The 25,738-nt window shown below is 42.1% G+C and carries 27 protein-coding genes; 6 read left to right on the top strand and 21 right to left on the bottom strand.

The features are described 5' to 3' along the window. The first annotated feature begins 62 nt into the window (after window positions 1-62). Genes AACU59_RS08275 through AACU59_RS08265 form a run of 3 tightly spaced genes read left to right on the top strand, consistent with a single transcriptional unit; the run spans window position 63 to window position 2,318 of the window. A complete protein-coding gene (locus AACU59_RS08275) occupies window positions 63-854 on the top strand; it encodes a membrane protein (RefSeq protein WP_026028002.1) in 792 nt (263 codons plus the stop codon). Next, window positions 847-1,653, top strand: coding sequence for a glucosaminidase domain-containing protein (locus AACU59_RS08270; protein WP_013856887.1), 807 nt, complete (start codon window positions 847-849; stop codon window positions 1,651-1,653). The genes AACU59_RS08275 and AACU59_RS08270 overlap by 8 nt, the downstream gene beginning before the upstream one ends. A gap of 2 nt (window positions 1,654-1,655) precedes the next feature. Further along, the gene (locus AACU59_RS08265; RefSeq protein ID WP_094145883.1) at window positions 1,656-2,318 is read left to right on the top strand and encodes a DUF2987 domain-containing protein; all 663 of its coding nucleotides are present in this window, start codon (window positions 1,656-1,658) and stop codon (window positions 2,316-2,318) included. 66 nt (window positions 2,319-2,384) lie between these two features. Here AACU59_RS08265 and ttcA read toward each other — a convergent pair whose 3' ends face one another. The 11 genes from ttcA to ccoN all read right to left on the bottom strand — a co-directional run bounded on the left by ttcA (window position 2,385) and on the right by ccoN (window position 12,380). Continuing rightward, on the bottom strand, window positions 2,385-3,317 hold the full coding sequence (gene ttcA / locus AACU59_RS08260; RefSeq protein WP_013856889.1) for a tRNA 2-thiocytidine(32) synthetase TtcA: 933 nt from the start codon (window positions 3,315-3,317) through the stop codon (window positions 2,385-2,387). 142 nt (window positions 3,318-3,459) lie between these two features. Next, on the bottom strand, window positions 3,460-4,407 hold the full coding sequence (gene uspE, locus AACU59_RS08255; RefSeq protein ID WP_013856890.1) for a universal stress protein UspE: 948 nt from the start codon (window positions 4,405-4,407) through the stop codon (window positions 3,460-3,462). A gap of 127 nt (window positions 4,408-4,534) precedes the next feature. Next, a complete protein-coding gene (locus tag AACU59_RS08250; protein ID WP_010320258.1) occupies window positions 4,535-5,287 on the bottom strand; it encodes an FNR family transcription factor in 753 nt (250 codons plus the stop codon). 88 nt (window positions 5,288-5,375) lie between these two features. Then, window positions 5,376-6,056: a sulfite exporter TauE/SafE family protein gene (locus tag AACU59_RS08245; RefSeq protein ID WP_094125500.1), complete on the bottom strand. Its 681-nt coding sequence runs from the start codon at window positions 6,054-6,056 to the stop codon at window positions 5,376-5,378. Continuing rightward, window positions 6,053-6,223: a cbb3-type cytochrome oxidase assembly protein CcoS gene (ccoS, locus tag AACU59_RS08240; protein ID WP_013856892.1), complete on the bottom strand. Its 171-nt coding sequence runs from the start codon at window positions 6,221-6,223 to the stop codon at window positions 6,053-6,055. The genes AACU59_RS08245 and ccoS overlap by 4 nt, the downstream gene beginning before the upstream one ends. Further along, a complete protein-coding gene (locus tag AACU59_RS08235; protein ID WP_094143507.1) occupies window positions 6,224-8,596 on the bottom strand; it encodes a heavy metal translocating P-type ATPase in 2,373 nt (790 codons plus the stop codon). It abuts the gene before it with no gap. A 3-nt stretch (window positions 8,597-8,599) separates the two neighbouring features. After that, window positions 8,600-9,079, bottom strand: a complete 480-nt coding sequence (locus AACU59_RS08230; RefSeq protein WP_017042885.1) for a FixH family protein — start codon at window positions 9,077-9,079, stop codon at window positions 8,600-8,602. Between the two features lie 86 nt (window positions 9,080-9,165). Then, complete coding sequence (ccoP, locus tag AACU59_RS08225; protein WP_013856895.1) at window positions 9,166-10,143, bottom strand: cytochrome-c oxidase, cbb3-type subunit III; 978 nt, start codon at window positions 10,141-10,143, stop codon at window positions 9,166-9,168. Next, on the bottom strand, window positions 10,140-10,316 hold the full coding sequence (locus AACU59_RS08220) for a CcoQ/FixQ family Cbb3-type cytochrome c oxidase assembly chaperone (RefSeq protein ID WP_010320252.1): 177 nt from the start codon (window positions 10,314-10,316) through the stop codon (window positions 10,140-10,142). The genes ccoP and AACU59_RS08220 overlap by 4 nt, the downstream gene beginning before the upstream one ends. Window positions 10,317-10,325: 9 nt before the next feature. Further along, entirely contained in the window at window positions 10,326-10,940 is a 615-nt protein-coding gene (gene ccoO / locus AACU59_RS08215) for a cytochrome-c oxidase, cbb3-type subunit II (protein ID WP_013856896.1), read from the bottom strand. A 12-nt stretch (window positions 10,941-10,952) separates the two neighbouring features. Then, window positions 10,953-12,380: a cytochrome-c oxidase, cbb3-type subunit I gene (gene ccoN / locus AACU59_RS08210; RefSeq protein WP_026027333.1), complete on the bottom strand. Its 1,428-nt coding sequence runs from the start codon at window positions 12,378-12,380 to the stop codon at window positions 10,953-10,955. Window positions 12,381-12,638: 258 nt separating this feature from the next. Between ccoN and AACU59_RS08205 the strand changes: the two genes are divergently transcribed. After that, window positions 12,639-12,935: a hypothetical protein gene (locus tag AACU59_RS08205; protein WP_094144240.1), complete on the top strand. Its 297-nt coding sequence runs from the start codon at window positions 12,639-12,641 to the stop codon at window positions 12,933-12,935. Window positions 12,936-13,185: 250 nt separating this feature from the next. Here the strand turns inward: AACU59_RS08205 and AACU59_RS08200 are convergent, their stop codons facing one another. The 3 genes from AACU59_RS08200 to matP all read right to left on the bottom strand — a co-directional run bounded on the left by AACU59_RS08200 (window position 13,186) and on the right by matP (window position 14,431). Continuing rightward, window positions 13,186-13,521 (bottom strand): hypothetical protein, encoded by a 336-nt coding sequence (locus tag AACU59_RS08200; protein WP_013856900.1) that lies wholly within the window; start codon window positions 13,519-13,521, stop codon window positions 13,186-13,188. Between the two features lie 128 nt (window positions 13,522-13,649). Next, on the bottom strand, window positions 13,650-13,967 hold the full coding sequence (locus AACU59_RS08195) for a DUF3634 family protein (protein WP_013856901.1): 318 nt from the start codon (window positions 13,965-13,967) through the stop codon (window positions 13,650-13,652). Window positions 13,968-13,981: 14 nt separating this feature from the next. After that, a complete protein-coding gene (matP, locus tag AACU59_RS08190; protein ID WP_094145240.1) occupies window positions 13,982-14,431 on the bottom strand; it encodes a macrodomain Ter protein MatP in 450 nt (149 codons plus the stop codon). Window positions 14,432-14,595: 164 nt separating this feature from the next. Here matP and AACU59_RS08185 point away from each other — a divergent pair, with 164 nt between their 5' ends. Continuing rightward, window positions 14,596-16,239, top strand: coding sequence for a S16 family serine protease (locus tag AACU59_RS08185; protein WP_017044702.1), 1,644 nt, complete (start codon window positions 14,596-14,598; stop codon window positions 16,237-16,239). 71 nt (window positions 16,240-16,310) lie between these two features. Then, window positions 16,311-16,829 carry a bifunctional 3-hydroxydecanoyl-ACP dehydratase/trans-2-decenoyl-ACP isomerase gene (fabA, locus tag AACU59_RS08180; RefSeq protein ID WP_013856904.1) on the top strand — a complete coding sequence of 173 codons (519 nt, stop codon included), beginning with the start codon at window positions 16,311-16,313 and terminating at the stop codon, window positions 16,827-16,829. A gap of 135 nt (window positions 16,830-16,964) precedes the next feature. On the opposite strand, the gene rmf is transcribed toward fabA, so the two are convergent. The 7 genes from rmf to pyrD all read right to left on the bottom strand — a co-directional run bounded on the left by rmf (window position 16,965) and on the right by pyrD (window position 25,701). After that, the gene (rmf, locus tag AACU59_RS08175) at window positions 16,965-17,138 is read right to left on the bottom strand and encodes a ribosome modulation factor (protein ID WP_010320553.1); all 174 of its coding nucleotides are present in this window, start codon (window positions 17,136-17,138) and stop codon (window positions 16,965-16,967) included. A 169-nt stretch (window positions 17,139-17,307) separates the two neighbouring features. Then, a complete protein-coding gene (locus tag AACU59_RS08170) occupies window positions 17,308-19,197 on the bottom strand; it encodes a DUF3466 family protein (protein ID WP_094145239.1) in 1,890 nt (629 codons plus the stop codon). A 9-nt stretch (window positions 19,198-19,206) separates the two neighbouring features. After that, entirely contained in the window at window positions 19,207-21,123 is a 1,917-nt protein-coding gene (locus AACU59_RS08165; RefSeq protein WP_017041963.1) for an ABC transporter ATP-binding protein, read from the bottom strand. Further along, window positions 21,101-21,349 (bottom strand): glutaredoxin family protein, encoded by a 249-nt coding sequence (locus tag AACU59_RS08160; protein ID WP_013856908.1) that lies wholly within the window; start codon window positions 21,347-21,349, stop codon window positions 21,101-21,103. The genes AACU59_RS08165 and AACU59_RS08160 overlap by 23 nt, the downstream gene beginning before the upstream one ends. Before the next feature lie 3 nt (window positions 21,350-21,352). Beyond that, entirely contained in the window at window positions 21,353-23,482 is a 2,130-nt protein-coding gene (gene rlmKL, locus AACU59_RS08155) for a bifunctional 23S rRNA (guanine(2069)-N(7))-methyltransferase RlmK/23S rRNA (guanine(2445)-N(2))-methyltransferase RlmL (RefSeq protein ID WP_094145238.1), read from the bottom strand. A 476-nt stretch (window positions 23,483-23,958) separates the two neighbouring features. Beyond that, a complete protein-coding gene (locus tag AACU59_RS08150; protein WP_010320557.1) occupies window positions 23,959-24,501 on the bottom strand; it encodes a cell division protein ZapC in 543 nt (180 codons plus the stop codon). Window positions 24,502-24,690: 189 nt separating this feature from the next. Next, window positions 24,691-25,701: a quinone-dependent dihydroorotate dehydrogenase gene (gene pyrD, locus AACU59_RS08145; protein ID WP_013856910.1), complete on the bottom strand. Its 1,011-nt coding sequence runs from the start codon at window positions 25,699-25,701 to the stop codon at window positions 24,691-24,693. Between the last annotated feature and the right edge of the window lie 37 nt (window positions 25,702-25,738).

Genomic DNA, 25,738 nt, shown 5'->3' with positions numbered 1-25,738 from the left:
AATGACAATAACTTTGTGACCCAAATACAGGCAACTTGCTTTTCCGTTGCCTAGGACATTTTATGAATAATGATATTGAAAAAGATTTCAATTTAGGCGGTAGTGTAGAGCATGCGCTCAAGGGAGATTACGAGCTAAAAGTCAACGCCGTGCTCAAAGAGGCATGGGATTGTACGATCAAGCAATTTATCTCCTTTTCTCCTTCCATCGTGATTCTTTTATTTGTGCAGCTTGCGATCTTCTATATTGCTTTAAAATTGCAACTGGGTGATCCATCACTAATCTTGGATGCGTTAGAAACACCAGAAGCTTTCACAGGCAATATTGTACAAGCTATTTTTGTGGCTAATTTTAGCTATGAGGTCGTTAGTGCACCTATTTATGCTGGCGTGAGCTTAATGGCGATGAGTCATGTCGCTGGGTTAAGAACACAGCCAAGACATATAGGTAAGGGATTACAGTTCACCATCCCAGTGATTTTAGCAACGCTATTCAGCTTATTACTGCAAGGTGTAGCAGGAATGATTTTCCCATTGCTATCAATGTATTTGAGTATTGCGTTTAGCCAATCCATCTTATTGATCTGCGAAAAACGGGTTCCACCTATGCAATCACTGCTATTATCCTTACGCGCAGTAAATAAAAAAATCGTTCCTATTGCCGTGATTTATTCCGTGATCATGCTGATGTTCGTTGCCGCCGCGCTCTTTTATGGGATAGGTTTCATTTTTGTATTACCTTTCTTCTTCCATGCTAAAGGGATTATTTATCGCAATATGTTTGGCATCAAACTAAAGATCATAGCGACTAATCAATCCGACAATAATCCAAATTCTCAGGTGTTCAATGCGTAAAATAATCTTACTTACCGCCATCTCGCTCGTGGTTGTGAGCTGCAGCGTTTATTACGTCAAGCAAACCTCAACTGAGACGACTTACAAAAGCGACATTCCATCTTTGCAAGGTGCTAGAGCTGTTGGAAAAGCGCCTGACTTCTCAGCCATCGATGATGTGAATGAGAAAAAGCATGCTTTTTTTTCTTTCTTAAAACCAGGGATAGCTTGGGAAAATTTACGTGTTTTGCGAGAGCGTGAAATATTAGAGAGGATTGCACAACATCATCTAAGCAATCAGATAGCCAAAAGTGACTATAGTGAGGCGCAAAAACTCTCTAAGCGATATGAAGTACCGATTCCTGCAGAAGGCATCACTAGCGCATGGCTAGAAAACATGCTGCATCGAGTTGACGTTTTACCCGAAGCGTTAGTCTTGACCCAGGCAGCGAATGAATCGGCTTGGGGAACCTCTCGCTTTGCAACTGAAGGAAACAACTATTTCGGTCAATGGTGTTACAGTGTAGGGTGTGGGTTGGTACCTTTGCAACGAGTGGAAGGTATGACTCACGAAGTGGCGAGTTTTGGTTCTGTTCAAGAGTCAATCCACGGTTACTTCATGAATGTTAACCGCAACTCCGCTTATCATGATTTACGAGAGATTCGTTTTCGATTAAGAAAAAATAATGCCGATTTATTGAGTGCTGACAGTGCCATGGAGATGACCAATGGCTTACTGAAATACTCAGAGCGCGGAGAAGCTTATGTGCAAGATCTTCAATCTATGATGCGTCACAATCAGCCTTTCTGGACAGAATAATAATGAAAAAAAGAACGCTTACCTTATTACTGACAACGTTATGCCTTGCTAACGCATTTCCCGTTAACGCTCAAGAGTATATGTTTACATACTCCAAGTTGTTTTCAGCAATGAAAAATAACGTGAAAGAAGAGTACCCCAATGTCAAAGTCGCTTATTATTTCCTTAATGCCAATACCAAGCAGCTCTGCCCAATAGAGAAGGCTTGGATGGAAAAAGAAAAGCACTATGAAGCGTTGAAAGTCAGTAGCAACCACGAGCTACTACTTCCTTTAGACGATCATTTACGGCAAGCGAATCCGTTAGTGTTTGTCGATACTCCTCAAGATATGCGTTGTGACTTTTCGACTGTTGTTATGGCAAAAGAGCAGTTCAAAGGAGAAATATCTTACCAGCAGGTCGCCATCTTATTACCTCAGATGGAAAAATTACTGGAAGAGCTCGGTGGGATGTTTGCGAGTTGGTTCACACCCGATGTTTCTGGTGTCACACTCGAATTTGCCAATAATTTGAATTCGGTCATTCAGTTGAGTAACGGCGAAACCATTAACATAGAAAATGGCAAAGCCCAAGTGGATCTCAGTCAACTGGGTGAAGGTGGATCGATGCAGTTACCACAAGAAACGGTTCGCGTGTTACCTTATCTTCCCAAAGCGAAACATTAGACATGTTGGGCTAATATCAATAGGGCTGCATTCGCAGCCCTTACTCGTTTTATCTTTGTAGGAATATCAAAGATTGGTGACATCCAACTTCAAACTAGGATCAAACTCCATCACGCTATCCTCATCTTCGAGCGCTAGGATTGGCATCTCTTCTTTATCAAAACCAATGTCGCCGCCATTAATAACGCCTGAATCACGGTTAATCGACTTAAAGTCAAACAACTTGAAATCAGCCAAATGGCTAGGCACTACATTTTGCATTGCACTAAACATGGTCTCGATGCGCCCAGGGAACTGTTTATCCCAGCCATTTAGCATTTGCTTAATGTTTTGACGTTGCATGTTTGGCTGAGAGCCACATAGATTACATGGAATAATCGGATACTCTCGCATGTTCGCATATTTGATAATGTCTTTTTCACGACAGTAGGCTAGAGGGCGAATTACCACATGTTCACCGTTATCAGACACAAGTTTAGGTGGCATTCCTTTGATCTTTCCACCATAAAACATGTTCAAAAATAGCGTTTCTAGAATGTCGTCACGGTGATGGCCTAACGCAATTTTCGTCGCACCGAGTTCTTTGGCTGTACGGTACAAAATACCGCGGCGTAAGCGTGAACAAAGTGAGCAGGTGGTTTTCCCTTCAGGGATCTTATCTTGAACAATAGAATACGTGTCTTCTTCGACAATTTTATATTCAACGCCTAGTTGCTCTAAGTACTGCGGCAGAATGTGTTCAGGAAATCCGGGCTGTTTTTGATCAAGATTCACGGCAATAAGCTCAAAGCTAACAGGGGCACTTTTCTGAAGGCTCATTAGAATATCCAGCATGGTAAAGCTATCTTTACCGCCAGAAAGACATACCATAATACGGTCGCCATCTTCAATCATATTAAAGTCAGCAATGGCTTGACCCGTATTACGACGGATACGCTTCTGAAGTTTATTGAAATTATATTGTTGAGCTTTGGTGCGCTCTTGAATTTGCTCAGTCATCAGTGTCTGGTCTTTAATCTTTAAAACAAAATAGAGTGCGTATGATACGGATAAATAGCGCAGATGCCAGATCTAACAAGTAAGGAAGATAAAAAATCCCCCTCGTCTATGACAAGGGGGATCGATGATAGATCGGGCCATTTTAAATAGAGGTTTTAGGATCTAAAGGGCTCACGTAGCCATGCGGCTTTAATGCTAAAACATCACAGTTAATTTTATCAATGACTTGTTCTGCCGTGTTGCCAATAAATACTGCCGATAACCCTGTACGCCCCGTCGTACCAAGAATAACCATCGCCGCATTGAGCTTTTCAGCTGCTTGAGGAATGACGTCTTCAGGCAAGCCTTGTTCTACAAGTGTTTGAGATTCATCTATACCATGCTTTTGTCGCAATGCTTTCATTGCCATCAAATGGTGACCACGAACAGCATCAGTGTAGGTCATTGGATCAAACTCGGGCAGCTCAATGGTGATATTCGCTGGCGTAATAGGGTATGAATTCACCAGATAAGGCGTCGCACCTAAACGAGTGGTGAGGCTTTTTAGTTGTTCAACCATGCAATCATTTAAATCAATATGAGCCGGATTTTCTGACCCCACATGTACCGAAGCGATTATATTCGCATTCTGTGGCCAATCTGAATTTTTAACCAATAGCACTGGAGTTGGGCATTTACGCAATAAGTGCCAATCTGTCGGTGTAAAAATAACGGATTCCAGGACATCATGCTTGCGCGTCCCTTTGATCAGAATGTCATGTTCTCCGTAAAATATCTCAGCAATAATCGCTTCATAAGGGCGGTTATGCCACACCACTTTTACTTCAAATTGGATCGAACTATCAATATACGGTTCAGCTACTTTCCTCATCCATTGCTCGCGCTGATGGATAACACCACGTCGCATAGCATCACGTTCATCAACAGAGAGCATCGACGTCATGTCATAAGAGAAATCATAAATAGATAGAAAAAATGTAATGTGGCTAGAAGACGTGCTTTGCTGCGCTAACTGTATGGCTCTGGCAAGGGCGGGTTGTTCATCGTGGTTGATGTCAGCAACTACCAGAATCTTGCTATAAATACTCATATCGACTCCTTAATTATGGAGGAGGGCGTTAGAGTTACTTTAGCTCATAACCAGCGAGAATTTTAGAAAAAAAGAGAGTTTTTAACAGAAGTATGACGTAGCTCATTTAAGAGCTACCTCATTGAAGTTACTTAGTTTCTTTAGATACGCCTGCCAGTTCCATCAGTTGGTCATGGTCAAGGATTGTGATGTATTTGCCTTTAACGCTAAGGATTTCAGACTTCTGAAAACGGCCGAGTAGACGACTGATCGTTTCAACAGTGAGACCAAGGTAATTACCGATATCACCACGAGTCATTGTCAGACGAAACTCTCTAGGGCTAAAGCCGCGCTGAGAGAAACGAGTCGACAAGTTATAAAGAAAAGCCGCCAATCTTTCTTCTGCATTCTTTTTAGATAGCAGAAGAATCATCTCTTGGTCGCCCTTAATTTCATTACTCATCAAGCGCATAATTTGCTGACGTAACTTAGGCATTTTACCCGAAAGATCATCAAGAATTTCGTAGGGTATTTCGCATACCATTGATGTTTCTAGAGCCTGAGCAAAGCTAGGATGAGAATCATCAGTGATCGCGTCAAAACCAACTAAATCACCCGCTAAATGAAACGCAGTGATTTGTTCATCACCTTGCTCAGTAATGGTATAACTTTTAATTGTACCTGAGCGAATAGCGTAGAGAGACTTAAGGTCGTCACCAGCTTTAAATAGCTCTTGGCCCTTTTGGATAGGTTTTTTACGCTCAATAATTTGATCAAGTTGATCAAGTTCAGATTCATTGAGAGTAAAAGGAATACAAAGCTGGCTAATGCTGCAATCTTGACAGTGAATTGCACAACCACCAGATTGAATGCGCTTTGCCGCTGGCTTATCAGAAATCATAACAACCTTTCACTTTTTGATGTACATCAATATTTTAGCACCCATTACCCCTAAAGGATAGCGAAAAAAGATGCCATAAATCAGACAGCTACCACGTAGATGATAAAATACTCACTGCTCCATAACCCGTGTATAGACCATAGAGTATGATAAAAATCGCAGCAAAATGACGAAATATGAATGATTGTTGAATGTTCTTCAAACGGGTCGCTCCGTAACCAACAAGAAGCATCGCAGGTAAGGTTCCCAAACCAAAAGAGGCCATAACCAGTGCCCCAGACAGCGCACTACCGGACACCACAGACCAAGTCAGTACCGAGTAAACTAGCCCACAAGGTAACCATCCCCAGATAAACCCAAAAGGGAGAGCGAACCACGTTTTCCTAAGCGGGAGCAATGATTGCCCAAAAGGCGAAATAAAACTCCAGATTTTTTGCCCAACCTTCTCCAGCTTTAACAGACCAAACCACCAACGGCCAACATACAATCCAAGTACAATCATTAGGCCTGCCGCAATGAGCCGCAACCAAATCAACGCATGATTAAGTGTAGAAAATTCGGATAGCGAGGCGGCGAGGCCTCCTAATAAACCGCCAAACAGCATATAGCTGGCAATACGTCCAAGGTTGTAAAAAACAAGCAGTATTGGGAGTCGATCATTGCGTTTTTCACCTAAGGTCAAAAGAGAAGCAATTCCGCCACACATTCCCATACAGTGGCCAGCCCCAAGCAAACCGATAAAGAAAGCACCAATCCAATCTGCGGTCATTTTTTCTCTTCTTTTGATGAGGTAAGTTCATCTTCATCAAACAAAATATTGTGTCCTTGGCGTTCTAAATCTTCAAACTGTTCGCTCTTTACTGCCCATAAAAAGATGATGACGGCGATTGTAACCAAAACGATCGCTATGGGGATCAATATATAAAGACTTTCCATCTACTTATCCCTCTTTTTGAGTAGTCGAAGAGAATTAGATACCACAATAATCGAACTCGCCGACATGCCCACCACGGCAATGTAAGGAGCAACCAGCCCCGCAACGGCGAGTGGCAAAATAATAATATTGTATCCAAGTGACCACGCTAAATTTTCCCGAATAATTTTGCGAGCTTTTAACGCTAAGCTTCTGGCTTCCAATAATCTGTCGAGTCTATCTCCAAGTAAAACCATATCAGCGGATGCTTTTGCGACATCGGTTCCACTACCCATGGCGACTGATAAGTGCGCACCAGCAAGCGTTGGCGCATCATTAATGCCATCGCCAATCATCATGGTGATATCATCATCTGGTAACGACTTTAAGTAACTCAGTTTATCTTCTGGTTTGGCATTCGATACGACAATATCTATGTCCATTTCGGCGGCCACACTGTGTGCATTAAGTTGAGAGTCACCCGTTAATAGCGTGATCTTAATTCCTTCATGATGGAAACGATCGATAAATTGTTTCGCTTCACTACGGATAGGATCGCGGTACGTGAAGGTTGCCACGTGGTGCCCGTTGAGCGACAGATAAATACGATTTGCTCGAGCGTCACTGATGTCGTTCAAAACAAATTCGGCGCTGCCAATACGAACATCGCCTCCTAAATAATGACCTTGAATACCAGACCCAATCATATTCTGCACATGCTCAACACGAAACTCGTCATTACGATATTGCGCAAACGCTCTGGCAATGGGGTGATTGGCATGATGCTCCAAAGCAGCCGCTAGCGCCAAACAATGGTTTTCGTCTATATCACTATGCAACTCAACGTCACTAATTTCGATATCACCACGGGTCAACGTTCCCGTTTTATCAATAATCAAATGGTTAACTTTGCAAAGTGTTTCAAAGACATGGTTTTTTCTCAATAAAATACCAAAGTCACCCATTCGTGATGTAGCGCAAGTGATGGCTGTGGGAGTGGCAAGAGAAAGCGCGCACGGGCAGGTTGCCACCAAGACCGCTAACATGATCCAAAATGCATCTTCAGGTTTTGTCTGGTGCCAATAAAACCAAGTGGCTGCTGCAATAATCAAAATTACAGCTACAAAATATCTCGCGACAATATCTGCAATTTCTGCAATCTTAGGCTTAGACATTTGAGCTTCATCTTGCAGTTTAACGATATTGGAAATAACGGAATCTGCTTTAGATGCAGTAACTTCCAACTCGAAAGACTCATCGCCATTTAATGTGCCAGCAAAAACAGCATCACCGACTGTTTTGACAACTGGCACTGATTCACCGGTCAACATTGATTCATTAATATGAATACGCCCATTCAACACTCGACCATCAGCAGGGACGTGTTCTCCAGGCAACACGCGAATTCGATCACCAAGAGCTAGAGTTTTTACAGGCACTTGACGGCCATCCAACGTAGTTGCAACCGCAGGGATCAATTTCAGTAAATTGCCGCTAGCCGCCGCGGCTTTTCTACGCGCCCGCATCTCTAAAAATCGTCCAACCAGTAAGAAAAAGGTAAACATTGAAATGGATTCAAAAAAGACTTCGCCTTGTTCAGTCACTGTCGCTATCAGACTAGCAACATACGCAAAAATAAGAGCGATAGAAACAGGAACATCCATACCTAATGTTCTGCCTCTAATGCTTCGCCAAGCATTGAGGTAAAAGGGAAGGGCAGAGTATAAAAGTACGGGGGTTGCAAAGATCAAGCTAACCCAACGAAAATAATTGCGAAACTCAGAATCAAGATCACCGAAGACCTCAAGATAGAGCGCCACAGCAAGCATCATCACTTGCATGGTGGCTAGACCTGCAATACCCAAGCGATAAAGATATTGCTTCATTGATTGATGGTAGGCTGCCTCATGTGCGTCTGCTTCAAAAGGGGCAGCCTTATAACCTAATTTATGAATAGTCGAAAGTAATTCACTGAGTCGTGTTTGTGTCTTATCCCAACTGAGTAAAGCACGGTTGGTAGTGGTATTGACCCTTATCGAAATTACCCCATTTTTATGAGAGAGTTGTTTTTCAATTAACCAAGCACAAGCCGCACAAGAAACACCTTCTACCGATAACGTCACTTCTGACGTTTCGTTGTCGTTACGAACAAACTCTGCTTGTACATCGTCATTATCGTAATGAATGAGTGCTTTGAGCTGCTCTGGCACAAGCTCCACTTTATCTGCAGTGGTCGTTCGGTATTGGTAATAAGATACTAGGCCACTTTCTACAATGGTTTTAGCCACGGTTTCACAACCGGGACAACACATATCTCTGCTTTCACCTAGAATATCGAGTTTATAATCTGTGTTGGCTGGTACATCTTCACCACAGTGGTAACACGCTTTGCACATAGTTTAATTCATTAATTGAGTAGAAGTTGGCATTGGAAACGTTACTCGACCTTGGATTAACCACTCCTCATTGTGAGGAGTGAGTTCGATGAACCAAGGGCCTTGTAACGGGGCAGGCAGGGTAATGCGATATATACCTTGTGCATCCGATGCGACAAGTTGTGTGAAATCACGGTCTGGCAGTGTCCGATGAGCAAACATCATTTTAATCGCGGGGTAGTGTTCAAGCTCACCTTTATTAAATTTGAAGATAATATCATTACCCTCAGAGTAGACTTCCGAGCTGAGCTTTAATGCTTTTGCTTCGTTAATTTTTGATAGGTCAATATTAATGCCTTTGCCTTTTTTGTAGTAATCCTCTGTCACCAATGACACTGAATTCTGAGAAAAGACGATAACCGTTGCAATCGTCCATATCACCACAGTTAACGGTAAGATGATCAGAAACCACGGCCAGAATTGTTTATACCAAGGAGTTACCATAAAAAAGTTCTCAACAACAAAATAAAGAAGGCTTATTAAAAAGAGAAGAAAGACAGCCCTAATAAAGAGCTGCCTTTGTTGTGCAATTAGTTCTCGGTATTGCTTAAACTCCACACGTAAGCAGCAACCAGTTGAACTTTATCTTCACCGAGAATGTCATTCCAAGCAGGCATAACACCTGATCGGCCATGCATGACCGTTTGAGTAACATCGGCTCTTGAGTCACCAAATAACCAATCGTTATCAGTAAGATCAGGTGCTCCAAACGCAGGGTTACCTTTACCATCCGTACCATGACAAGCGGCGCAAACGACGAAGCGAGCTTTACCTGCTTCCGCTTCTCGAACGTTCACAGAACGCCCAGAAAGGCTTAGGGTATAACTCACCACTTCCTTCACACCTTGCTCACCGAGGACATCTTTCCAAGCTGGCATTTGTCCAATACGACCATGTCGGATAGTGGTCACAATCGCTTCTGGTTCACCACCATATAACCAAGCATTATCGGTTAGATTCGGAAAGCCTTTTTGACCACGAGCGTCAGAACCATGACACTGAGAGCAGTTTTGTAAGAATAAACGCTGACCAACCTTCAATGCATCAGAATCTGCTGCAATTTCAGGAATAGGGCGTAAATCCGAACCGCCGCCAGTATAAGCTAAGCGTTTAAATGCTTCACCAAAGTAGGTGTTTGCGTCATCTAACTCTTTTGCATACTGTACTAACACTTTATTGTTTTGCGCATTTGCAATCGAGGCTTTGGACTCATCAAGAGAGCGAATGGTTTGATCTGAACTTTGCCAACCAAGTACACCTTTAAAACTACCTAACCCAGGATAGAGGGTCAGATAGATAGCGGCAAAAATAAACGTACTAATAAAAAGATAGGTCCACCATTTAGGCAGAGGGTTGTTGAGCTCACGAATACCATCGTATTCATGGCCCATATCCGAGCCTTCTTCCACTCCCATTTTGTCTTTTAAACACCAAACGAGCAGAATCGCACAGCCCAGCAAAGTTCCCACCGTAATGATGATGACCCATAGACTCCAAAATGTCGTCATTGTTTAGTCACTCCTTGTTCCTTAGAGGATTTGGGCTGTTCATCGGCAAAAATGAGGTTAGCCGCTTCATCGAAACGAGCTTTACGGTTTTTGCCATAGGCCCACCACACTACGCCTATAAAACAGACGAACAGCACTATGGTCCAAATACTGTGAATAGTACCGATATCCATAACTACCCCTTACTTCATTGCGTGACCAAGAGATTGAAGATAAGAAATGATTGCATCCATTTCTGATTTCCCTTCGACATCTTTTGCTGCATTCGCGATTTGTTCATCGGTATACGGCACACCAAACTGATTACGGAATAATTCAAGTTTGCTTTGCGTAAGCTTGCCGTCCAACACATTTTTTGCTAGCCAAGGAAAACCGGGCATGTTTGATTCAGGAACCAGTTCGCGAGGATTAGTCAAGTGAACTCGATGCCATTCATCAGAATAACGACCACCAACACGAGCCAAATCAGGTCCAGTCCGCTTCGAACCCCACACAAATGGATGCTCCCAAACACTTTCACCAGCCACCGAATAATGACCATAACGCTCCGTTTCGGAACGGAATGGGCGAATCATTTGGCTATGGCAAACGTTACAACCTTCGCGAATATAGATATCACGGCCTTCAAGTTGCAGCGCAGTGTAGGGCTTAAGATTTTCAACAGGCTCAGTAGTTTGCTTTTGGAAAATCAATGGCGTGATTTCAACCAAGGCTCCCCAACTGATGGCAAAAATAATGAAAATAGCCAGTAAACCGACATTACGTTCGATGATTTCATGGCGATTATTAGAACTCATTCTTTCATCTCCTTATGCCGGTTGAGGAATAGCTTTTAAGCTATTATCTGGTGCAAAAACCGTTTTATACGTGTTGTAAGCCATCAGGAACATACCTGCTAAGAAGATAAATCCACCAATGAATCGAACGGTATAGAATGGGTAAGAGGCTTGGACAGACTCAACAAAACTGTACGTTAACGTACCGTCAGAGTTAACAGCACGCCACATCAAGCCCTGCATAACACCTGAAATCCACATCGCAACGATGTAGAGCACCGTACCAATAGTCGCTAACCAGAAGTGAGCATTGATCAGACCAACAGAGTACATACGCTCTTGGTTAAATAGGCGAGGGATTAAATGGTATACCGAACCAATCGACACCATTGCCACCCAACCTAGAGCTCCAGAATGTACGTGACCAATAGTCCAGTCGGTGTAGTGTGACAGTGCATTAACTGTCTTAATCGACATCATTGGTCCTTCAAACGTAGACATTCCGTAGAATGACAATGAAACGATGAGGAATCGTAAGATTGGGTCATAGCGCAGTTTATGCCAAGCACCAGATAACGTCATGATCCCGTTGATCATCCCGCCCCATGAAGGAGCAAACAACACCAACGACATCACCATGCCAAGTGACTGAGTCCAGTCAGGCAGAGCAGTGTAGTGTAGATGGTGCGGACCAGCCCAAATGTAAAGAGAGATCAAAGCCCAAAAGTGAACAATTGATAAACGGTATGAATAAACAGGGCGTTCAGCTTGTTTTGGTACAAAGTAATACATCATACCAAGGAAGCCGGCAGTAAGTAGGAAACCCACCGCATTATGACCGTACCACCACTGAACCATAGCATCCACCGCCCCAGCGTAAACTGAATACGATTTACCCATAGAAACAGGGATTGCCATGCTATTTACAATATGTAATACAGCAACAGTAAGGATAAAAGCTCCGAAGAACCAGTTTGCCACATAGATATGTGCCGTCTTACGTTTGACGAGTGTTCCAAAAAACACTATCGCATAAGATACCCATACAAGAGCAATGGCGATATCAATTGGCCATTCTAATTCCGCGTATTCTTTACCGGAGGTATAACCCAAAGGTAAAGTTATTGCTGCAGATAAAATAATGGCTTGCCATCCCCAAAAGGTGAAGGGCACAAGAGGACCACCAAATAGACGAGTTTGACAAGTACGCTGAACAACATAATAAGATGTTGCAAAGAGGGCACTTGTACCAAACGCAAAAATAACCGCATTAGTATGCAGAGGACGTAAGCGACTGTACGTCAACCACGGCGTATCAAAGTTTAGCTGTGGCCAAACTAATTGAGCGGCAATCAAAACACCTACAGCCATCCCAACAATACCCCAGAGAATAGTCACTAAGGTAAATTGCCGAACAACTGTATAGTTGTAGTTTTGTTCAAGCTGCTTTTCTTGGCTCATTTGCATGCTTCCAATTTCTAATTAACTACACTTTACTTCCAACACGACACATGTCGTAATGCCCCCCAAATCCACAATAGAAATACTGCTTTATCAGAACGTTACTATCTATTGCTGACTTTAAAAAAAAGTGGCATTTTCAACCGTCAACTATACTGCAATTAACAATTCAATGACAGAGTAGTAACCTTACAGTTGTTCAGGATTTGGCCTTTTATTTCAAAACTTTGAAGTTTGTTACACGAGGAAGGAAGCATCATGGCTTCAGAAAAGCTTACAAAACACAGGTTTGCTCAAATACTAATCACATTGCTCATTCTTTTGGTCGCTTTTTTCTGGAGGACTTTTTCTTATCAAAACGTCGACATGACGAGCTGCACTCCAACGCCAAATTGTTCTGTATTTGTAAATGAACAGGAAATTATAGTGATTAAAGATGATAAAAACCCAAATCAATACATAATTGGGCCACGAATTCCTGAACTAGAAATACATACAAATGGAACACTTATTCAACATTCCGACCACTGGATAATCCAACCAAATTCACCATAAACTCTTACTAAATAATAACTAGAATGAAATCTTCGATTATCAGACTAGTTATTAGGTATTTTATGGTAAATACTGATTATGTTTAATGTCATGAGGATAGATAGAAAAGAGGAAAGAAATATTCGTACACTAAAATATGATCATTTGCAATTTAACATAATATACATAATACGCACTTTGATTTGTAAACCATCATAGCAATTGAAACCATACATCCAAATTTTCATTTCACAGTGAAATCACACCTTACTCATAACTCTGCTGCATTGATTTGTATCCGTATGTATTTCTCTGGAACTTTATATTTAAATTTTTTGCCAATCTTAATTTTAGATTTTGCTTTCGCGCAGATTTGGTAATCACCGTTTGTCCCAACGCCTACAATTTCTGCATAACTTTGAACATGCTTCATTTCGATCATCACGTCACAATATCCATCAAGCTTAGATCTATATTTTTTAAGAGCTTTCAGCGTTTGCTGTTTTATTGATTTCGCGACAGGATTACTTTCTGAATCGTCGGCATAACCCTTTGAACAGAAAACTACTATCACTAACGAAATGATAACTACACAGATTTTTTTCATCGTCGAGAACCTTTACAGAGACTTCCATCATGATATCAGCGAGTTATAAATGGACGATGTGTAAAGTTAATCGTTTCGACGATGTTCGTTTTTTAATGAAAACAATCTGTAAATTAAGAATGGCAGACTCAATGTGACTTCTTGGTTCGTTGCTCTTTTGTATGAAATCCCTGATGAGGAAAAACATTGCGAATACGTTGTTGAATTTTTTTAGGTACGTCTTTAGAAAAAACCAACTTAACACCCGTTCTCTGCTGGTAAACTTTCAGTTCGCCGCTCAAATCTGTCTTTTCAGCAATCTCAGTCACATTATGTTTAAAACTTGGAGGGAAATGACCTTTAACTTGTGCTACGACACCATCTTTGAATTTAACTCTCAATATAGGCCGATCAACAGCGACTAACCAAAAGATAACTGCAGCAGCAGCCAGAATGACATACAACATTTTTATCTCCTTTCTTATTCAGACAGTAATTTACTTAAATCTTCTTTTAAACTTGAGACGGTTCTACTCGCTTTTTCGCTACGAGATGCTTCACTTAACAGGTATTCAATCGCGTCAGACAAAGTGCAACCAAGCTCATTGGCTCGATATGATAGTTTTTCCCACACTCGATAATCGAGATCGATAGATTTCTTTCTGGTGTGTAGTTGCTCGGCATTAAAGTGGCGTTTGCGTTTGGCTCTAATTGCTTGCTTGAGTTTATTACTCAGTTCAAGTGACATGTGCTGATCAATCCACCCAAGAACCAGATGGGGTTCATGCTCTATTTTTTTTAACTGTTCAATTGCAGCTAGAGCTTCACTTTTGTCTACATAACGAGTGATTGTTTCGCCATCCTTCCACTTATTAATTAAGTATTGCCACTTCCAACCCGATTCCAAATTTTCAAGCTGTTGATATTTCATAACGTAAAATCCATGCCAAGTTAGGGTGACAGCGTAACCCACCATCGTTCAGAGTTCAATTTTTGGATTCAAAAAAGCGAACAAGATCAAGCATAATAATGGAGCTGTTAGACATTGCTATTTTTCTATATAATCTGGCTTCTTTTAATAAACACTAGATTTCAATGACTCAAAATATTTGGCGTTCAGTCACACCTCAGTATGATCAATTCCACTCGCAACTAGCTCAGTACCCTAGTCTATCTCCGGTAACATTACTCGACACACAGCCCAGACTAGCAACCGCTATTCAGCAGTTTGTTCAATTGAAAGGTTTTACACGAGTGATGTTGATCAACGCGCCAGATAACTCAATCTATCGTCAATTAGTCAGTCAAAAACTTCAAGTAATAAAGCCAAACTCGCACGTTATTTGTACGGAGTCCCTCGATATGGGGACTATCTTTGGCCAATACCGCGCTGAAAATGGGCTTATCACCAGCGAAATTCCTGGTTTATTGGATAAAGCCAATGGTGGTTATCTTCTGATCTCCGCTAATATGCTGTTGGCTAATCCTAAAATGTGGCCATTATTAAAAGCGGCAGTATTAGGCGAAGATGTAAGCCCCATTAATTGTGATGCTAAATCACCACACCCCTCACCAATCTCTAAAAGATATGAGGTCAAACTGATCATTTTAGGTGATAGGAACCAGTTAGCCGATGTCGACTATTTGGATGCAGACGTCCGCTCAAGCTTTTGTTTCTACACCGAATTAGAGTTGGACCTGAAAATTGATGAACAGTCGATATTGACCTATCTCGCTTATTTACGTTGGATATCTGAAGAATACCAACTCCCTACACTGACTGAAGATGCCATTCCTGCTCTTATGACCGCAGGTGCCCGTTTCACGGAAGATCAACATTACACACCGTTATGTGTAATATGGCACAGAACACTCATAGAAGAAGCGGCCTTAGAGTCAAATCAGTATCCGATTACTAAATCTCATATCGAAAGTGCCTTAGACAAACGCTATTATCGAGAGTCTTATCTGCAGCAACGAGCACTCGACGACATACTTGATGGACAAGTCATTATTGAAACTCAAGGCGAACAAGTCGGCCAAGTCAATGGATTAACGGTGATCGATGTTGCTGGCCATCCTCTTTCCTATGGTGAACCAGCTCGTATCTCATGCGTTGTGCACTTTGGTGACGGTGATATTACCGATGTCGAACGCAAAGCCGAGCTCGGTGGTAATTTGCATGCAAAAGGCATGATGATAATGCAAGCCTTTGTAAGCAGTTCAATGAACCTTGACGCACCGCTTCCCTATTCTGCTTCAGTTGTCTTCGAACAATCATACAGCGAAGTGGATGGCGACAGTGCATCACTAGCCGAGTTATGTTCTTTAGTAAGCGCTTTATCTGAACATCCCATTAACCAACAAATCGCTGTGACAGGTGCGGTTGATCAATTCGGGCGAGTCCAAGCTGTTGGCGGGCTAAACGAAAAAATTGAAGGCTTTTACCATGTGTGTAAGCATCAGGGATTCACGGGTGGACAAGGCGTCATTCTACCAAGAACAAATCTAAAACATCTTGCGCTTCATAAAGATGTAGTCAATAGCATTAAAAATGATGAATTTCATATTTGGCCAGTCGCTACAGTTGATGAAGCAGTACCGATCCTTATGGGTGCGTCATTCAGAGGCGATGACGAAGAAAGCATCATTAATAAAATTGCTCAACGTATTGAAAACTTTGAAAGGCATGACCAATCACACAGTATTGCAGAGCGCATTAAAAACTGGTTTGTGTAGCACTGATCGGAGTTGTTTAGCGTACACGTGTTCCCTAATATGCACCCTATCAAAAATTGGAGTAACTGATAATGCAGAATAAACGAGATTCATATAATCGTGAAGACTTACTAGCCTCTAGCCAAGGTGAGCTTTTTGGGCCTGGCTACCCTCAATTGCCAGCGCCAAATATGTTGATGATGGACCGCATCACCAAAATGTCAGAAACCGAGGGCGAGTATGGTAAAGGCCTTATTCTTGCTGAGTTAGATATTACTCCTGATCTATGGTTCTTCGATTGCCATTTCCCTGGCGATCCTGTAATGCCTGGCTGTTTAGGTTTAGATGCGATGTGGCAATTGGTTGGTTTCTTCCTTGGCTGGGTTGGTGGCAAAGGAAAAGGCCGGGCATTAGGTGTTGGTGAAGTTAAGTTCACAGGTCAGATCCTACCAACAGCAAAAAAAGTAACTTACGAAATCACGATGAAACGGGTTGTTAACCGTAAACTTGTAATGGGCCTAGCTGATGGTCGCGTTCTTGTCGATGGCAAAGAGATTTACGTTGCAAAGGATTTAAAAGTAGGTCTTTTCCAAGATACTTCTGCTTTTTAATGACGTTAAACTATTCATAAGCGACTCATAGAGTCGCTTTTTCTCATCAAAACACTTAGTTATAGTGCTTTAGTGTGACTTGAATACTAAAAAGCCCCTTCCGGGGCTTAAATCCTTTTGCATGTATGTGGGAGTTTATTTGTAGAGACCAGCTTGTTTGTCATCTCTGGCATCGCGCCAACCACCTAGCCAATATGAACGAGCGTCCGTTTGTTGATAAGGGCAAGCCTCTACGGAACGTCCGTTTAAGCCAGCTTTATACCCATGAGACTGTGCTCTTTCAAGGCGATCACGCTTTTGTCTCTTCATCATAGTGTAGTCCTCATACAGTAACTTGTGTCTTACATACAACTATTAAATCTACATGGCATATCTGTTACGCCACAATTAAGAATTGCTCAAAAATTCGACTTTCTCAAGTTACAAAAAAGGCGCAGATTCTAAATTGTGAACTTGCGCCATTCTTTACACTATTTAATTATTTTCTGCGGAACCCAAAGAGAGCAAGTAGTGTCAGAGTAATCCACCCCATACTACCGCCTTTACGTTCAACGGGCGGAAGTGCCGTGCTGCGGACTTCAATATCGCTAGCCGCCGCGCCAGCAATCGGGATCAGTTTAATCGCGACAACGCTTTCACTTCCAGAAGTACAGTATGAGTTATGGGAGAAATCGTCATAGCCACCAGTACATTTAAATGCACTTGCTGCAATCACACCATCATCATTGATATCTGAGGCTTCAAAAATACGGAACTGGTTATTATGTTGTGAGTAAGCCCCACCATTGGTTAGATCATCTAACCACCAACCTTGGTTCTGGAACAACGCCATTCTTGCTGCATTACTCCCTGTACCGTTGAAAGGATAGATAAAGCCACGATGACGACGTTGTTTGCCTCCATCCTCACGACCTTTTTCTGCATCGATTTGACCGACAATTTCATTGAAATTGTTGATCGCTTTCGCTTCACCGCCAGCACCGGTAAAGAAAATTCCACCTGATAGATAGTTAGCTACAGGCGTTCCACTATTAGCATCCGACACAAAAATACGGTTTGCTGCTGCGCCGCTTTCAGGTTTGTCGCCTTTGCGTTTTGTTTCACCGATCACGATTAAATGGTTATTAATATCTGTCGCTAATGAGTTGGAGTAAATCACATCTCCATCCACTTTCAGTTCTGTGCCAGTAATAACTTTACTACTCCACATATCATGCTTAGGAGTTGTTACGTCGTAACTTGCGTTAGGATAGAATACCGTTGCTTGCATTCTAAACACATCATCATCGCGATAGGTATTAAAACCAGCCATAACTGGCTTGTTAGCGTAACTGCCAGATGTAGGAATAGCAGCGCCTCTTACACTTGCTTGTGCAGAGTATCCGCTACGGTTTGCTTCAACATCACCGACCCACCCTGTTACGCGGTAACCCGTCGATGTAGATGTTGTGTCCCACATATAAGCTTGCGTTGCAAATGCAAAATTTTGACACTGACGAGTTAACTGTGGATCGAGACCATCACTCACACAAGTGTTAACATCGCCATTGTAGTCTTTGTTATCATCATCACCGTTACCTGTTAAATAAGGGCTAACTGATGAACTACCAACCACAAACTTATGGGTACCATCATTGAATACATCATAAGCGAACGTCCGACCCATTTTTTCAACAATTTTATTATTTGTGTCTTTGACAATTGTTGTGTCTGTTGGTGGATTTAAAATATTGCCATGATAAAAACCACGTTGACGGTAGCCTAGAGCGTAATTACTCCCAGACTGGGTGTAACCGCTGCTCGTAATACCAAAAGCAGAAGTACCGTCTAACCCAATTAAAACGGTATTCTGAGTATTTGCAATAGAGCCAAAAGTCAAAACAACTTGCGATGAATTAACAAAGGCCGCTGCATTTTGTAGATAACTACCATTATCCCAAGCATCACGCTCACGTTTCAAACCGCCAGTTTCAACATTGTTGTACTCAAAACCATGCCATTGCTTATCAGCCCATGCCTCACAAGTAGAATAACCGAGTTCGTTAGAGCAATAGTTTTTGAGATCATCAATATCCTGATAAACAAAACGATTATCCATTTTGAATGGCACTTCATCATGATAGGAAATGCCATCAGAACCATTGAGCGTATCGCCACCAAACGCAAAAGTATTACAGCTATTTCCGGCCGTAAAACATCCAAGAGGATTTGCTGAAAGGTTATCTTTTTGTATTGCCCTTCCATAATATTCATTAGCGACTAAGTTACCGGGTGTCACTTCTACAATTTGGTAAAGTGCAGCATGAGCTTGAGTGGCAGCCAGAATACTGGCCGCAATTACGGTGATTTTAAATGTTTTACTACTCATTAATAATCTCTAACTTTCCTGTTGCATTGCTTCGAGCTCTTCCCAGCGCTCGAAAGCAATTTCAAGCTCCTGCTCTTTCGCAGTTAACTTATCTAAAACGGGCTGTGTTTTATCTGCTGATTGCATGAAAAACTCAGGATCGTTCACTTGCTGTTGAAGCATTTCAATATCATTCTCAAGTTGCTCTAACATTGCGGGCAACTCATCCATTTCTCGCTGCAGTTTATAAGATAACTTTTTAGGTTTTGTCTTAATTGGCGCTGTTTTGAGAGTTTCCTCAACCACTTTTTCTTTATTGCTGACATTTTCAGCAACTCGTGACTGCAAAACCTGAGCTCTTTGTTGCTGAGCATCGTGATAGCCTCCAACAAATTCTTCAATTTTGCCATCGCCTTCAAAAATCCAACTCGTTGTTACAGTATTATCAACAAATTGACGATCGTGGCTGACAAGCAGCAATGTGCCTTGGTAATTGGCAAGCAAATCTTCTAAAAGTTCCAAAGTTTCGATATCTAAATCGTTGGTTGGTTCATCTAAAATCAATAAATTATTCGGTTTGAGGAAAATACGAGCAAGCAACAGTCTGTTTTTCTCACCACCAGATAGCGCTTTTACTGGCGTTCTCGCACGTTTAGGGGCAAACAAGAAATCTTGTAAGTAGCTTAATGCGTGCCGTGGGCGCCCAGCCACCATCACTTCTTGTTTTCCGTCAGCTAAGTTGTCAATTACCGACTTCTCAGGATCGAGGATCTCACGGTACTGATCAAAATAAGCAACTTCAAGTTTGGTACCGCAATGTAATTTGCCACTCTGAGGTTGTAAATCACCCAACAGCAGTTTCAGCAGCGTACTTTTACCGCATCCGTTAGGGCCAATAAGTGCAATGCGATCACCACGCATGATATTGAAACTGAAGTTCGAGACAATGTTTTTGCCATCAATGCTATAGCTAATATCCTTCGCTTCGAAGACAATTTTTCCTGAACGCGCAGCGTCATCGATTTGCAAGTTTGCTTTGCCCTGTACCTCACGGCGATCATTACGCTCTTCTCTTAGCTTCTTGAGTGCTCTTACACGCCCTTCGTTACGAGTACGACGCGCTTTGATGCCTTGGCGAATCCAAACTTCTTCTTGGGCCAATTTCTTATCAAACTCGGCATTTTGCATCTCTTCTACGCGCAAGGCTTCTTCCTTGGCGACAAGGTACTGATCATAATCACCAGGAAACGAGCTGAGTTTACCGCGGTCAAGATCAACAATGCGTGTCGCCATTGAGTGGATGAACGTCCGGTCATGCGATACAAAGATGATCGAGCCTCTAAAATCTTTCAAAAAGCCTTCGAGCCATTCGATGGTGGTTACATCAAGGTGGTTAGTCGGTTCATCAAGCAAAAGGACATCAGGATCACACACTAGTGCTCTTGCAAGAGCCGCTTTACGCTGCCATCCACCGGATAAATCCGTTAGTTTGGTGTGGCCATCCAGTTTCAACGCCGCCAGAACATTTTGGATACGTTCTTCAAAACGCCATGCCCCTGTATGCTCTAGCTGCTCTTGAATACGAGATAACTTATTGATATTACTTTCACTTGGATCGATAACGATGAGATCTAAAAGATCTTGATAGATCTTTAGATACTCACCAACTTCCGCTAATCCACCAGCAACATAATCAAAAACGGTGCCAGCTTCATCTCTAGGCGGATCTTGTTCTAATCGAGAAACAACAACATCTTGTTCTATCTGCATTTTTCCGTCGTCCATGATGATTTCTCTCGCAAGAACTTTCATCATAGTCGACTTGCCTGCACCGTTTCGGCCGACGAGACAAACTCGTTCATTTTCTTGCAATGCGAAATCTGCATGATCGAGTAATGGGTGGTCACCAAATGCTAATTGACCGTTATGGATGGTAATTAATGCCATTATTTTCTAACCAATGAAGTAATGTTTGTTGGTCAAAGGGCCAGCTCAGTTCGGATTCTTGGTATTTAAGAACCGGAATAGTGACCCCGTAACGAGAGAAGAGCGCATCATCAAATGCAATATCAACAAGTTGTACTTGTTCAGCAATGTTTGCCTGCTGAACAAGCTGAAATGCCATCTCACAGAGATGGCATCCTTCAGTACTGTAAAGCGTGAACAACTTCATTCCCTATTCACTGCATGCATGGGAAATCGTCCAGCAGTTGTGGATCTGCTTATTGCGTTCAAAATCCAGTGGCAATGTTTGCGCTGAAATATTTTGAGCAACTAAACCAAGCTCAGCTAACGCTTCTAAATCCATTTTAAAATGTCGTTTATTGTTTGAAAACACAATCGTACCTTCTGGACGTAGGATACGTTTTAAATTTTCCATCAACTTAATATGATCGCGTTGTACATCAAATGTGTGTTCCATACGTTTGGAATTTGAGAATGTCGGCGGATCGATAAATATCAAATCAAATTGTTCTTTTGCAGTCTCTAGCCATTGCACACAGTCAGCTTGTTCAAAGCGATGCTGGTGTCCAACTTGACCGTTGAGCTTTAAGTTGTCTTTAGCCCATTCTAAATAGGTTTTAGACATATCAACCGTCATGGTTGATTTTGCTCCACCGCAAGCGGCATGAACGGTTGCAGAGCCAGTGTAAGCAAATAGATTGAGGAAGTCTTTACCATTTGCCATTTGCCCTAAGCGACGACGCGTCAATTTATGATCAAGGAATAAACCCGTATCGAGATAATCATGTAAATTGACAATCAGTTTAACGCCATACTCGTTCACTTCCATTGTCTCAGAAATTTGCCCTAATTTTTGATATTGAGAGCGTCCTTTCTGTTTTTCACGAACTTTGAGTACCACTTTATTTGCTTCTGTTCCGGTGACTTGAATCGCGGCACGAATGATATCTGTTAAACGGCGTTTAGTCTTTTCTTCTGCAATATCCTTAGGTGCGGCGTATTCTTGGATCACTAGGTGGTCGAGATAAACATCGATCGCAACATTGTATTCAGGCAAATCAGCGTCATAAATACGATAGCAATCGAGTGATTCACGTTTCGCCCACTTACCAATTTTCGCAATATTTTTCTTTAAACGATTCGAAAAATCAGGAGCAATCACCGATTCTTGAGAAATAGACGCTCCCAGCTCTACCGTGCGCAATGAAATTGAGTAGTTCTTTTGGTGACAAGGTAACGCACCGTTATTTAACTTAAACTGCTTTTCAGCGCGCATACGCAAACAACTGAGTAATTCGTCAGAGCTTGAGAAAATCGACGCTTGGCAACCGCCAAATTCAGCCTTTAATTGCCCACCAAATGCCGTGTATAAAGCAATCAAACCAGGATGTGTACCTAAACGTTCACCATAGGGTGGATTACAGATAACTACACCATCCTCAAACCCTTCAGGACGTTTGATCAGTGCCGCATCACCTAGCTGGAAGGTAATCAGTTCTTCAACCCCTGCGCGGCGAGCGTTATCTTTCGCGGTTTGCAGCACTCGTGCATCGTTATCAAAACCAAAGAACTTACAGTCAACTTTCTTGACACCACGTCTTGCTTGAACATTGGCCTCTGATTTTATTTGCGCCCATAGTTCTGCATCAAAATCCTCTAACGCTTCGAAACTCCACTTTGGACGCTTGAGACTAGGGGCCATACCAGCAGCCATCATGGCCGCCTCAATGAGCAAAGTACCAGAACCACACATTGGGTCGAGCAGTGGCTTCGTTTCACTCCATCCACTACGCAAAATAATAGCCGCTGCTAATGTTTCACGAAGTGGTGCTCGCCCCGCTTCGGTACGGTAACCGCGCTGATGTAAACCACCGCCCACCATATCAATCCCTAAAATGGCTTTATCTTTATGCAAGCGTACATGGACACGAAGATCTGCATGATCTTTATCGATCGAAGGGCGCGGTAAGTTCTTTTTGGTGAAACAGTCGACAACCGCATCCTTTACTTTCATCGCGCCGTACTGACTGTTGCGGATTTCGTTATTTGTGCCGTTGAAGTCGACAACAAACTTTTTCGAACTATGAAAATGATTAACCCAGTTCACTGAACTTGCTGACAAGTAAAGATCCATATCATTTTGGCAGGTAAATTCAGAGAGGACGCGAACAAATCTTGATGCTAGACGGCTCCACAAACAACAGCGATAAATCTGCTCTTTCGACGCTTTAAATTTTACCCCGGCCTGCACGGGTTTTGCGTCCGTAATCCCTAATTTGGTTAGTTCTTCAACTAATAGGTTCTCAAGACCGTTTGAGGTAACCGCTAGATATTGATTCATACTGCTCTTTTACTGATAAAAATGACCACGCATTATACCTGACAATCCCACGCTTGAGTAAAACAAAGTGTCTCTTTCACCTTCTCAACCATTCAATTGCTTAACTACTCGCCAATTTTACAAATAGACAAGCTTCGAGCATTGCAAAAACATCTCACTAGATATAGCAAGGCCTACGGGATAAGTGAGTATTTATTCACTGCACAATTGGACTATACCAGATTGATTTTTGTAGTGTAAATTAATTACAAATGAGCTAAAAATGGGAATATGTCGGCCATTTCTAGCAATGTAGACACTGTTTATAACGTCACTTTTGAAGAAAAAAACATCAGAATCCTGAACAAATCTCACATTTAAGATCGAATTCAGACGGATAGGATTGAGTTGGGGAAAAGCTCTAGGCAAAAAAAATCGGCTATTAAGCCGATGGGAAATGAAACAAAGGAACGAAACGTTGTGCTATTAGGGAAAAGTTAACTCACAAGAGCAACGTGCTCTTCGAGCAAAATATGATTGGCGCAAGCCATACGGTCATGCATAACCTTAATGACCTGTCCGAATTCCAGCTGTTTGGAACCATTCAGTATGAACGCATCCAAATCGACTAAGGCGCAAAGACTAGCGCAGTCCCCTACCTCAAGTACGATGAAATAACCTTGGCTGTAGCCGTTGACCAACCGAACAATGTCACCTTCACTCGGTTCAAAACCGTAGCCTTGATGATCAAAAAACCAACTTTTAGGCTGGACAGGTTTATGAAAACGCTTAGCGGCAACACAATAGAGTGCTAATTCGGCTTGTCTTGGCTCACTTAAACCTAAATAGGCAATTTGCTCTTTGTAGGTTTGGAAAGCACTCGCATCATCGACTGAAAAATGATTCTCAGCAAAAGCACAATCGACGAGCAGATTACGGTAAAGATTGGTCTTAAAAACCATCTCATCACCAAGGTACAACATCAGGCAGCTTTCGCTATCTGAATAATACCAACTCCATTTGTCACTTGGTTTAAGCATCGTTCCACTCTCTAATTTTAATGAATTATCAAACTATTAGGTAAAACGCTTAATTACCTTTGCCAGCTAGTGAATGTAATTTTAAGAACAGAAATATAAAAAAAAAGAGGAAATGAATAACTCATTCCCTCTTACTTTGACCCAGTCACTTTTTATTTTTCTGAGTAAATACCTTTAAATCGCACTTATTTACAGGTTCTTGACAATATCTCTCACTAAACCTGGGCCGTGGTAAATGAATCCTGAATAGACTTGTACTAGTTTCGCGCCCGCCAACATTTTTTCTTTTGCAGCGATACAAGAATCAATACCACCCACTCCAATAATGGGCAGCTTATCACCCAACTCTTGGTACAAGCACTTAATCACTTCAGTACTTCTTGATTGAACAGGACGGCCACTTAACCCACCCGCTTCATTCGCGAATTTCATACCTTCCACCAGCGACCGATCCAATGTGGTATTAGTCGCGATAACGCCATCAATATTATGCTTGAGTAACGATTGGCAAATTTGTTTAAGTTCGTCATCAGAAAGATCAGGAGCGATCTTTAATGTTAACGGAACGTATTTATTATGCAGCTTAGCCAATTCAGATTGCTTCGCTTTCAGTACGGCAAGCAAATCATCCAATGCCTCACCATATTGTAACGTTCGTAACCCAGGAGTGTTGGGGGATGAAATGTTCACTGCTATGTAACCAGCATATGGGTAGACTTTCTCCATACAAATAAGATAGTCATCTGCCCCATTTTCAATCGGTGTATCTTTATTCTTTCCAATGTTGATACCGATAATGCCGTCATATTTAGCTTTCTTAACGTTCTCAACCAGGTTGTCGACACCTAAGTTGTTAAAGCCCATTCGATTGATAATACCTTCCGCTTGGATCAAACGGAATAAACGCGGTTTATCGTTACCAGATTGAGGACGTGGAGTCACGGTACCAACTTCGACAAAACCAAACCCCATTGCACCAAAAGCTTCTATGCATTCCCCATTTTTATCTAGGCCAGCGGCCAAACCTACAGGGTTTTTAAAAGTTAAACCCATGCATTCGACTGGGCGATTGGGTAAGTGTTGACGATAGAAGAGATCAAGAGGGGTGCCTGTGAAACGTTTAAAGTTTTCAATGGCGAGATCATGTGCCTTTTCGGCATCAAGTTGAAAAAAGCCAGTCCTGGCTAAGCGGTAGAGCATTGTGCCTCCGAAATAAAAAGCCCCGTATAAACGGGGC

This window comes from Vibrio sp. V23_P3S9T160, assembly GCF_963886625.1.
GTDB lineage: Bacteria > Pseudomonadota > Gammaproteobacteria > Enterobacterales > Vibrionaceae > Vibrio > Vibrio anguillarum.
The sequence above is the reverse complement of the archived record's forward strand: the minus strand, read 5'-3'. Positions and strand labels throughout refer to the sequence as shown.

Bases quoted from the DNA above. Each gene is read 5' to 3' on its own strand.
- AACU59_RS08275 (WP_026028002.1), top strand. From the start codon at position 63: ATGAATAATGATATTGAAAAAGATTTCAATTTAGGCGGTAGTGTAGAG.
- AACU59_RS08270 (WP_013856887.1), top strand. From the start codon at position 847: ATGCGTAAAATAATCTTACTTACCGCCATCTCGCTCGTGGTTGTGAGC.
- AACU59_RS08265 (WP_094145883.1), top strand. From the start codon at position 1,656: ATGAAAAAAAGAACGCTTACCTTATTACTGACAACGTTATGCCTTGCT.
- ttcA (WP_013856889.1), bottom strand. From the start codon at position 3,317: ATGACTGAGCAAATTCAAGAGCGCACCAAAGCTCAACAATATAATTTC.
- uspE (WP_013856890.1), bottom strand. From the start codon at position 4,407: ATGAGTATTTATAGCAAGATTCTGGTAGTTGCTGACATCAACCACGAT.
- AACU59_RS08250 (WP_010320258.1), bottom strand. From the start codon at position 5,287: ATGATTTCTGATAAGCCAGCGGCAAAGCGCATTCAATCTGGTGGTTGT.
- AACU59_RS08245 (WP_094125500.1), bottom strand. From the start codon at position 6,056: ATGACCGCAGATTGGATTGGTGCTTTCTTTATCGGTTTGCTTGGGGCT.
- ccoS (WP_013856892.1), bottom strand. From the start codon at position 6,223: ATGGAAAGTCTTTATATATTGATCCCCATAGCGATCGTTTTGGTTACA.
- AACU59_RS08235 (WP_094143507.1), bottom strand. From the start codon at position 8,596: ATGTGCAAAGCGTGTTACCACTGTGGTGAAGATGTACCAGCCAACACA.
- AACU59_RS08230 (WP_017042885.1), bottom strand. From the start codon at position 9,079: ATGGTAACTCCTTGGTATAAACAATTCTGGCCGTGGTTTCTGATCATC.
- ccoP (WP_013856895.1), bottom strand. From the start codon at position 10,143: ATGACGACATTTTGGAGTCTATGGGTCATCATCATTACGGTGGGAACT.
- AACU59_RS08220 (WP_010320252.1), bottom strand. From the start codon at position 10,316: ATGGATATCGGTACTATTCACAGTATTTGGACCATAGTGCTGTTCGTC.
- ccoO (WP_013856896.1), bottom strand. From the start codon at position 10,940: ATGAGTTCTAATAATCGCCATGAAATCATCGAACGTAATGTCGGTTTA.
- ccoN (WP_026027333.1), bottom strand. From the start codon at position 12,380: ATGAGCCAAGAAAAGCAGCTTGAACAAAACTACAACTATACAGTTGTT.
- AACU59_RS08205 (WP_094144240.1), top strand. From the start codon at position 12,639: ATGGCTTCAGAAAAGCTTACAAAACACAGGTTTGCTCAAATACTAATC.
- AACU59_RS08200 (WP_013856900.1), bottom strand. From the start codon at position 13,521: ATGAAAAAAATCTGTGTAGTTATCATTTCGTTAGTGATAGTAGTTTTC.
- AACU59_RS08195 (WP_013856901.1), bottom strand. From the start codon at position 13,967: ATGTTGTATGTCATTCTGGCTGCTGCTGCAGTTATCTTTTGGTTAGTC.
- matP (WP_094145240.1), bottom strand. From the start codon at position 14,431: ATGAAATATCAACAGCTTGAAAATTTGGAATCGGGTTGGAAGTGGCAA.
- AACU59_RS08185 (WP_017044702.1), top strand. From the start codon at position 14,596: ATGACTCAAAATATTTGGCGTTCAGTCACACCTCAGTATGATCAATTC.
- fabA (WP_013856904.1), top strand. From the start codon at position 16,311: ATGCAGAATAAACGAGATTCATATAATCGTGAAGACTTACTAGCCTCT.
- rmf (WP_010320553.1), bottom strand. From the start codon at position 17,138: ATGAAGAGACAAAAGCGTGATCGCCTTGAAAGAGCACAGTCTCATGGG.
- AACU59_RS08170 (WP_094145239.1), bottom strand. From the start codon at position 19,197: ATGAGTAGTAAAACATTTAAAATCACCGTAATTGCGGCCAGTATTCTG.
- AACU59_RS08165 (WP_017041963.1), bottom strand. From the start codon at position 21,123: ATGGCATTAATTACCATCCATAACGGTCAATTAGCATTTGGTGACCAC.
- AACU59_RS08160 (WP_013856908.1), bottom strand. From the start codon at position 21,349: ATGAAGTTGTTCACGCTTTACAGTACTGAAGGATGCCATCTCTGTGAG.
- rlmKL (WP_094145238.1), bottom strand. From the start codon at position 23,482: ATGAATCAATATCTAGCGGTTACCTCAAACGGTCTTGAGAACCTATTA.
- AACU59_RS08150 (WP_010320557.1), bottom strand. From the start codon at position 24,501: ATGCTTAAACCAAGTGACAAATGGAGTTGGTATTATTCAGATAGCGAA.
- pyrD (WP_013856910.1), bottom strand. From the start codon at position 25,701: ATGCTCTACCGCTTAGCCAGGACTGGCTTTTTTCAACTTGATGCCGAA.